Annotated in this window: 4 protein-coding genes; 2 read left to right on the forward strand and 2 right to left on the reverse strand. The window is 61.6% G+C overall.

Annotated features, from left to right (window positions below):
• Positions 1 to 229: 229 nt before the first annotated feature.
• Complete coding sequence (locus VFU66_RS10870; RefSeq protein ID WP_326446275.1) at positions 230 to 787, reverse strand: SEN1982 family lipoprotein; 558 nt, start codon at positions 785 to 787, stop codon at positions 230 to 232.
• Between the two features lie 133 nt (positions 788 to 920).
• Between VFU66_RS10870 and VFU66_RS10875 the strand changes: the two genes are divergently transcribed.
• Positions 921 to 2,822 (forward strand): TonB family protein, encoded by a 1,902-nt coding sequence (locus VFU66_RS10875; protein WP_326446276.1) that lies wholly within the window; start codon positions 921 to 923, stop codon positions 2,820 to 2,822.
• Between the two features lie 12 nt (positions 2,823 to 2,834).
• Here the strand turns inward: VFU66_RS10875 and VFU66_RS10880 are convergent, their stop codons facing one another.
• On the reverse strand, positions 2,835 to 4,148 hold the full coding sequence (locus VFU66_RS10880) for a zinc dependent phospholipase C family protein (RefSeq protein WP_326446277.1): 1,314 nt from the start codon (positions 4,146 to 4,148) through the stop codon (positions 2,835 to 2,837).
• A gap of 111 nt (positions 4,149 to 4,259) precedes the next feature.
• Between VFU66_RS10880 and VFU66_RS10885 the strand changes: the two genes are divergently transcribed.
• On the forward strand, positions 4,260 to 4,618 hold a 359-nt coding region (locus tag VFU66_RS10885; RefSeq protein ID WP_326446278.1), incomplete at its 3' end, for a TlpA disulfide reductase family protein.

The following is a 4,618-nucleotide window of genomic DNA, read 5'->3' on the forward strand; positions in this document are numbered from 1 at the left end:
TTTAGAGGGTGCTGAAAAAGTCCGTTTTGCTTAAGGGCACGGCTTCAGCCGTGCCGCAAGTACCGCAAAATCAGCGCGGCTTTAGCCGCTGAGGTACGCCTTTCTCTTCGCCAATGACTTTTTCAGCACCCTCTTGAGCCCCGGGCCGTTCCGCACAAGCCGCAGATGGATTTTTCCGCACCCTCTTCAGCCGCCGAGGGAAACGCCTGCCAGTTAAATCAGGCCATCCTTAATCAGGAACCTGCCACCCTCCGGTGGTTTGGGCAAGGGTGATTTTGGCGGTGGAGGGGTTGTTGATGGCCTGGGCCATGGTGGGAAAGGCGGCCATGATTTCGGGGGTCTTTGCCCAGATGGGGACGTCTCTAATGACGTAGTGGTAGGTGACGGTGGTTTGCTTGAAGCCGTTGACGACCGAAAGTGGCGTAGAGCCGTCGATGCCGGTCACTTCGCGGTTGCCGTAGCAGAAGCGAGGAGCGTAGCGCGCGCCGGCAGTGGTGACGGTGTAGCGGCTGGCGTGGATCGTGGCTTCAACGCTCTTTTCGAGCAGCAGTGATTTGACGAGCGAGTCCATGCGGCGCGTGTCGTCTTTGTCGGTCGTCTCGTAGGGAAAGCGGACGTTGGAGAGCAGGCACTCGTGGTGATCGACGAAGTAGGCGTTGATGGCTGTGGTGAAATTTTCCGGCGTCGGGGCCGTCTTCGAGCTGTTGCAGCCCATGGCCGCGGCGAGCAGTGCGATGGTCGCGAGTGCGACGGTGTATGTTTCCGGAAGCTTGCGTGCACGCTTCATCTGGACTCCTTCGGGTGAACAGGCTGGTTGATAGAACGCGGGTTAGCGCGCTTGCTTCAGCGTGGGTTAGATGCAGGAAAATTACGCGGTGTTTGCCTGTTGAAGCAAGCTGTTTTTGCGCGGATGAACAGCGTTGACGAGACAGCGAAAGCGCGGAGACGCGGCGTATGATGTCCACACGATGGCGTTCTTCAGCGATGCGCAGGAGACTGCGCGGCAGTATGGAAAGCACATTACGGACTTTCAGGAGTTGTTCCAGGCCAGCGAAGTGAGCTTTGGATCTCCGGAGGATTTCTTTCGCCTTGCTCCAATGCTGGCGCGGGACAGCAGTTTTCGCGACGAGTTCACGGCGCAGGTAAAGTCGATACAGCAGCAGGAAGATGGACAGCTCGCGTTGACGACGATGCTGACCATGGTCGGCGTCGCCTCCGGCGGGACGGAGATCGCGAAGATCGGTGACGAGGGCGCGGTGCCCGTCAGTTTGTTGGTGGTGTTTCTGGCCGGCATTGGCGGATGGGAAGAGACGAGAGCACTGGAGAGCGCGGCAGCCGGCAAGCCGGAGACCGAGTTGGAACAACGGCTGGCCGCCGACCCGAAGGAAGATGTTGCAACCGTCGCCACGTCATTGTTTGGTGGGCCGAAGCAGGTGAAGGAGGCCCTGAGCCGGCTGGAGATGAATACGCTCCAGATGAAGATGCATCTGGACAGCATTGACAGCAGGATGGAGAGATTGGCTCCGAACGCGAGCGATGGAAAAGCGCGATTTTCTGCGCGCCCTGTTGAGCGCCCTGATGCGCGTTCCGATGAGCGTTCCGACGAGCGGGATGGGGATTCGCTGGAAGAGAGCGAAGTGATCGAATCTGTGCCGGTGCCTCCCATGAAGCCGTGGCCCACGGCAGGAGAAGACGCGCCCCGGCCGGAGTGGATGGCATCCGCGCCGCCGATGCGGCCATGGCCCACGCAGAAAGATCGCGAGCTTGATTGGAAGAGGGGAGCGGGCGAGAACGGCGCTCCACCGCGGGCGAACTGGCCGGTGAAGGAAGCAGAGCCGGTCTGGAAGGAGCCGATGCGTCAGAGCGAGCCCGTGCGGGAAACGTCTCCAGCAGGCGCACGGACGCTGGCGAGCGGTGCCGCTCCTCTGAGATGGCGGCCTGAGTTCACAGCGGAGGACGATGAGCTTCCGATTCGTGTGCCGGTCGAGGAGTACCTGGAGGAGGAGCATGGCTCACGCTGGCGGCGCGGACTCGCCGCAGTGTTAGGCGTCCTTGTGATTGCAGCGGCGGTGGCGGGCGGAATGCTTGATCGTGCACGCGGGTGGCAGGGTATCCGCGATGCAGCGCACACCGCGGGTGTGGCCCTGGCGAGTGGAAAGGCGCGTGTTGCAGGTTGGATCGGTACGCAGCAGAAGGCTACAAGCGTTGCTCCTGTTACTTCTGCTTCTGCACAATCGCCGCTCTCAACTGCCGCGCACGCAGCAACGGCAACCGGGCCTGCTGAGACAACAGTGCCCGCACAAACATCTGCACCAACACCAACAGCCGAGCCGGTGCAGGCGGCAAAGACGACGACGTCTGTCGCAACACCGTTGCCAAAGCCGCAGGATCTGAGTGCAGCAGCACCGGCACGTGAACACGAGAGTGAGCAACCGGCGCCGGATGCTGCGCGGGGCGTAGTGTCGGTGCTTGCCGGGTCCGGCACCGCATCGGATGAGAGCTCGCCTTCAACACTACCGAAGGGAATGCACAGCTCGGTGCCGGTCTTTGTGGATGAGGCGCGGTTGAGTGCATTGTCGAGTCCGCGACCGGATTATCCGCGCGATGCGCTGGCGCGGGGGATTACGGGCGATGTAGTGGTGCAGGCAAACATTGGCCGCAACGGCGAAGTGGAGAGCACGCAGATTGTCAGCGGGCCGGCGGGCTTGTTGAAGTCATCCTTAGACGCGGCGAAGCAGTGGAGATTCAGGCCATATCTCATGCAGGGCGCCGCGGTGGAGTGCCGAACGTATATACGCTTTCGGTACAGCACGGCAGAGTGACTCGGATTCATTTCAAGGTTGCTGAGTTGGCTGTGGCGGAGCGGCGTCAACGTCGGGGTCAGGGTCTGTAGTGGTGGCCATAGTGGCAAGCACTTTGAGCTGGGCTTGGACGCGCGCCCATTTTGCCTTGTTCTTTTTGGTGATGATCGGCGCGCTGGGATCGGCGTAGTAGCTAAGGATGTCCTGCTGAAGATGAATGGGGATGGTGGAGGTGGGCTTGCTGGTCAGAGCGGCGAGGAGTTGCGCGTAGGTTTCATCGGTAAGGCGGTAGCCGCCGGGCTTGACTTTGAGGCCGGTATCGAGATCGCGGTCGGGGAGATACGGCGCGAGATGGTTGAAGTGGCTCAGGGCGAGGCGAAGAGCGTCGATGCTTCGGTTGAGGCTTTCGACGTACATCTCCTGTGTGTGGGGGCTGGGGCCGCGGATGGCGAGGTAGGAGAGCGGGCCGAACTTGGGAAGGATGAAGATGAGGCCGGCCATCATGTAGGTGCGAATGCCTGCCTTCCCGCGATACTGCTCCCAGCCGTTGTCAGCGGCGGATTGAGCGAGGGCTTTCTTTAGCTTTTCGAGGGGCTCTCCGGGCGTGTCGGGCGGGAAGTGTTTCCGGTGGAGCACGGTTTCGGCGTAAGCGATGCGCGGTAGAAAGCTGCGCAGGGCAAAGCTGTAACCCTTGAGAACGCGCTGCTTTTTGCCGAGCAGAGGTTGGAGGTCGATGCCGTAGGTCTCGAAGAAGGCTTTGCGCAGCAGGTCGGTGGCAACGAAAAGGCCGACGTGGTGGAGATAGGCGGAAGACGCCATGCGATTCTTGCTGATCTGGTCGATGTCGAAGGCGAACTCGGTGCGGACGTGGGCGTGGGGGTCCTCGCCGTAGTTGATGTTGTGGCCGTATTTCTTTTCGAGCTTGGGGAACTCGACGGGCACGGCAAGATTGACGGCTTCGGGGTGGCCGATGTTGTCGGCGATGTAGTGCGAGAGAGCGCCGATGGCGAAGGCAAGCTCATCGGCGGTGTGGGCGTTGCGCAGCAGGCTGCGGACGAAATCGCCGGTGCGGACATAGTGCATGAGCCCGCTGTAGAAGCCGTTGCCGAAGGGATAGTAGCCGATGTCCTGAATGGCGCAGCCGCCGTAGGCGTAGGCATGGGCTTCTTGAAGCTGGGCCGGAGTCAGGTTGGGGTAGCGGGCAAGAAGCAGCGGTCGAATCGACGCCTTCCAGGTCAGATCGATGAGCTGCTCATGCGTCTGAAAGGAATAGGCTGCGGCCGGTCTGGCGGCGGGCAACAGCATAAGCAGCGCAGCGAATTGAGAGAGGAGCGTTGATCGAGTCATGCGGCGCTTCATCCTGGGATCATCGGCTGTGGCCCTTCGTTGCTCCACACTGTACAGAATCGGAGTGAGAAGAGCGAGTCAAACAAGATAGGCTTGCGTAGGTGCATACATATGTCTGAGATGCAGACAACAGGGCGGCGCGACAGGCTGGCGATGTGGGGCTTCGTGGCGGCGGCTGTGCTGCTGGGCGGATGGGTGTGGCATCGCGCGGCCGGTCAGGCGGGCGGGATTGCTCCTGCAAGCGCGCGCAAGACCATGCCGGCGATGGCGCTTGCGCAGTTGGGCGGAGGCGAGTGGCGGCTCGCAGACCATCGCGGGCAAGTGGTGCTGATGAATTACTGGGCAACGTGGTGCGGGCCTTGCCGCGAAGAGATGCCCGGCCTGGCGCGGCTCTCGCAGGAGCTTGGACCGCAGGGGCTGGCGGTGGTCGGGGTGTCGATCGATAAAGGAAGCCACGACAAGGTGCAGGC

The organism is Edaphobacter sp., from assembly GCF_035763405.1.
In the GTDB taxonomy this organism is placed as follows: Bacteria; Acidobacteriota; Terriglobia; order Terriglobales; family Acidobacteriaceae; genus Edaphobacter.

Coding starts and splice junctions, on each gene's coding strand:
- VFU66_RS10870 (WP_326446275.1), bottom strand. CDS start 787: ATGAAGCGTGCACGCAAGCTTCCGGAAACATACACCGTCGCACTCGCG.
- VFU66_RS10880 (WP_326446277.1), bottom strand. CDS start 4,148: ATGACTCGATCAACGCTCCTCTCTCAATTCGCTGCGCTGCTTATGCTG.